Here is a 3747-nt window from a genome sequence, read left to right as displayed (position 1 = left end):
TCTTTCTTCACCCTTTTCTTCCGCTCACCTTTCGAACTTCCTTGAGCAAAAGACTCACGTATCCTTTTCAAGAATAGCTGGAATCGGGACTCAGTTTGAACCAAAGAGTTCTCCAATTCCGGCCCGGATAATGATTCCGGAGACGAGACCTCTTGAACTTCACTGCAGTCATTCTCAACACTGCGTACCTCACACCCAATACTGGTCTTGAGTTGACGCGCTACAAATTCAGCCAACCGGTCATAACAGTCCGCTCTGAAATGCAAGATATCAAAGAAATCTTTCGACATCTCATCATATGATTTCGATTTAAAAATAGTTTCAAGATCAATGAGAGTCGCCCCAGTTTCCTTACAGAAGTTTCTTATAAACTGATTGTATTCTTGGATACGTTCATAGGTATGAGCAGCAATCTCATCGGTTGGCTCAATCTCTCCCCAAAACGAGTGGACTTTGGGTTACTCCAAAAATGCTCCAATCCCCCGCTCCTTAACCTCCTCGACCAAACAGGAGGCAAGCGTGCAAAAAGCGGTATGATGAGATACACTCAGGAAACGACCTAGTTGTTGGCGCCAATAAGCTTCAGACCGCTCATTATAGATTAAGTTATGCCAGCCTGCGTAAACCACAACCGACGTTAATTCATGATTTCGTTTTAAGCGCTCATAACGTCGTACCATACGCGCCATTGGCCAGCCCTCGACCGAGAAGTTTTGAACAGTGGAGCCCGGAACCTTCAAGCGCTCCGGCCAACTTTTTATCTCCCGAGAATCCGAGTTGATGCCAAACATTGTGCTATCACCAAAAAAAGCGACCAATGGCTTATCTGGAATATCTCCTTGAGCACCCAACTCATTCACCTCGAGCATCAATCCACCCTCGGGATTGCAAATCACGGTATTCGGAGTCAGATTGCCCGCCATGTCCATATAGTTTCGCTGCATCGGTCGATACCCAGACCCCTGTCCCGTTACTTCAATCTTTCGAATTCCCCGAGTATGACCAAAAGACTCAACACCAACCTGCCCGGCACACCTCGCCAGCTCAGATGCGAATGATGCGACCTTGGCCGCTTGCGGACTATCCAAAGCATCCGTCACAGTATTGGCAGAGAGTTCAAATAAGCTTGACTCACAACCTGATCGAATCAAGTCATAGATAAATTGAGTCGAGTACTTATCGGCCTTCTGGGACCTAAACTTTTGAACTTCAATAAGGTCCATCGCCTGCTGGGACAGCCCATCGTTAGTCGAATCAGGGACAATGCGATTCAAGGCTCCTGACTCAGCACATCGCTGCGCAAGATCTATGAAAACTCTCACAGAGAATTGGTCCACCTGCCCCTGATTGATCTGTTCAAGCCCTCGCTGCTGAAGGCGCATGAGGACAGACTCCCAAAAGGAGCACTCATCTATCCTAGCTAACCCCTTGATTTCCGAAACCACATCTAACGGAAAATCGGTTCCAAACTCACCCATGAAGAATGCAACGAGGCTTTCGCGTATGAAGTCTCGAACCTGTGGCTCTTGCGGATCCTCCAGGAGTCCCTTGAGAAGCTCCAATCCACTTAAATCCAGGCATTGAAGCATGACACGTCCGAGCAACGCTTTTGTTTCGGGATCATCAAAAACTTCAAGCTTCGATTCTAAAAGTACTTGAAGCTTTGCCAATTCTCCATTCTCACTCGATACCTTAATATCTACCTCTAACGCTTCCAGATATGCTCCACGCACAGTAAGATCTTGAGGATGATAACCGTAAGCACGTTTCCAAACCAATCGAGCAATAGGATGCTTCTGCTGAGTGTAGACTTGAGCTCGAGGACAAGCAAGCGAAGCTCCAATTGCACCCAAGAATCGCATCTAAAAATTAATCAGGAAATGCCCGCTCACCGTGTTTGTTAACCCTGAGTCGCGCCTCCTCCAGATCTTCAGGGGTATCAATTCCGATGGGGGCAGCCGCCGAATTCATGACCCAAATGGGAATCCCCAAAGACATAGCCCTCAACTGCTCCAGGCGCTCTAAATTCTCAAGTACAGCTACAGGGGCGTGGGTCAATCGTTCCAAAGTCTTACTATGGTAACCATAAATCCCTACATGCCCTCGTGCGATTCCGATAACATTTTGAATATCTTGTGCATAAGGAATAGCAGAGCGTGAAAAATACAAAGCACGTCCAGCCTCGGATTTCACCACTTTTACCACATTCGGATCTTGATATTGCTCAAGACTGCTCAGGCCATAATCCATGGTCACAATCGAGTCTGGTTTTTGCTCTAGGTACTGCATCAAACGTGAAATATCGTCCGGATTGATAAACGGCTCATCTCCCTGAACATTCACAATAAGATCGGCGCCAATAAGCTCAGCTGCTTCAGCCACCCGGTCACTTCCCGAAGCATGATCGCTGCGCGTAAGCACCGCCTGGCCTCCAGCAGATTCGACCGCATTCATAATCTCGCAAGAATCTGTGGCCACGGCTACCTCATCGATACCAGTGGCCTTCATAGCCTGCTCATAAACCCTTAGAATAAGGGGCTTTGTCCCAAGCAAAGCCAAGGGTTTGCCGGGAAGCCGGGTGGCTTGCATCCGTGCCGGTATAATCACTGCTTTTTTCATGTTTCAAAAGTGTAGGAAGCCCCCGCAGCTGAATCAAGAGAAAGCGAGCCAGAGTCTAGACAAGACCCATAAAATCCACTTATGAGCGCGCTGATTGAGATTATCCGATAATCACATGTTCTGATAGGTCCATTTGGGATGCTTGAAGGAACTTCATTTCGAACAAGGCAATACATTCATGACAACCATTGCAAAAGATAAAGCAGTTTCAATTCACTACACGCTCACTCTCGACGGCGGACAAGTCATCGACAGCTCTGAAGGCAAAGATCCGCTGGTTTATCTGCATGGACATGGAAACATCATCCCCGGCCTCGAAAAAGAACTAGTCGGTAAAGGCATTGGCGAGAAGCTCAGTGTTACGGTTAATCCAGAAGAAGGTTACGGCGTGCACAACCCAGGGCTGATTCAGGAAGTACCTCGCGAAGCTTTCCAAGGTGTGGATAACCTCGAAGTTGGCATGATGTTCCAAGCTCCAGGCGAAGGCGGCCACATTCAACTCATCCGTATTGCCGGCATCGAAGGTGATAAGATTACTGTTGATGGAAACCACGAGCTGGCCGGAAAAACTCTTAATTTTGCTGTAGAAATCTCCGAGATTCGCGAAGCGTCACCGGAAGAACTCAGCCATGGCCACGTTCATGGCCCAGGCGGACACCAGCACTGATCCGCTTCAATGAATGAGGGGCTCCTGCCCCTTTGACATCTTCCCCTACCGATTAAAGTCACTTTCTCTTTACTGATCTGCGTTCGAAGATTAGGTTTAAAAGATACCTACGGCAGCGGTATCAAAGGGGAAGAATATGACGTCCAAAAAATACGACCCAGACAAATCCGAGAATTCTCTTTTCACCACCCCCATCGACCGGCGAACTGCCATCAAATCAATGGCCGCCATGGCAGCAACTCCCGCCATAATAGGCTGCGGTGAAACCATCGAAGAGCCCGTTGTGGTGGGTACCCCTGAAACTGCCATCGAACACGTTGTCGTTTTGATGCTCGAAAACCGAAGCTTCGACCACTACCTTGGCTCGCTTTCATTAGTTGAAGGCCGAACAGACATCGAAGGCCTCACGGCAGATATGTCCAACCCCGATCCCGAAGGCGGCGTGGTCAACGTGTACCACG

The 3747-nt window shown here is 48.4% G+C and carries 4 protein-coding genes; 2 read left to right on the top strand and 2 right to left on the bottom strand.

All coding sequences use genetic code 11. The features are described 5' to 3' along the window. Window positions 1–458: 458 nt before the first annotated feature. Both HOK28_15695 and kdsB read right to left on the bottom strand, forming a co-directional pair. Window positions 459–1853 (bottom strand): hypothetical protein, encoded by a 1395-nt coding sequence (locus HOK28_15695; protein MBT6434542.1) that lies wholly within the window; start codon window positions 1851–1853, stop codon window positions 459–461. Between the two features lie 16 nt (window positions 1854–1869). After that, window positions 1870–2619, bottom strand: coding sequence for a 3-deoxy-manno-octulosonate cytidylyltransferase (gene kdsB, locus HOK28_15690; protein MBT6434541.1), 750 nt, complete (start codon window positions 2617–2619; stop codon window positions 1870–1872). A 178-nt stretch (window positions 2620–2797) separates the two neighbouring features. Here kdsB and HOK28_15685 point away from each other — a divergent pair, with 178 nt between their 5' ends. Beyond that, window positions 2798–3286, top strand: a complete 489-nt coding sequence (locus HOK28_15685; GenBank protein MBT6434540.1) for a peptidylprolyl isomerase — start codon at window positions 2798–2800, stop codon at window positions 3284–3286. A gap of 220 nt (window positions 3287–3506) precedes the next feature. Beyond that, window positions 3507–3747: phospholipase C, phosphocholine-specific (locus HOK28_15680; protein MBT6434539.1), on the top strand; the 241-nt coding region annotated here is incomplete at its 3' end.

This window comes from Deltaproteobacteria bacterium (assembly GCA_018668695.1).
Lineage (GTDB): Bacteria > Myxococcota > XYA12-FULL-58-9 > XYA12-FULL-58-9 > JABJBS01 > JABJBS01.
Note: the sequence above shows the minus strand (reverse complement) of the source record. Positions and strands in the feature narration are given on the sequence as shown.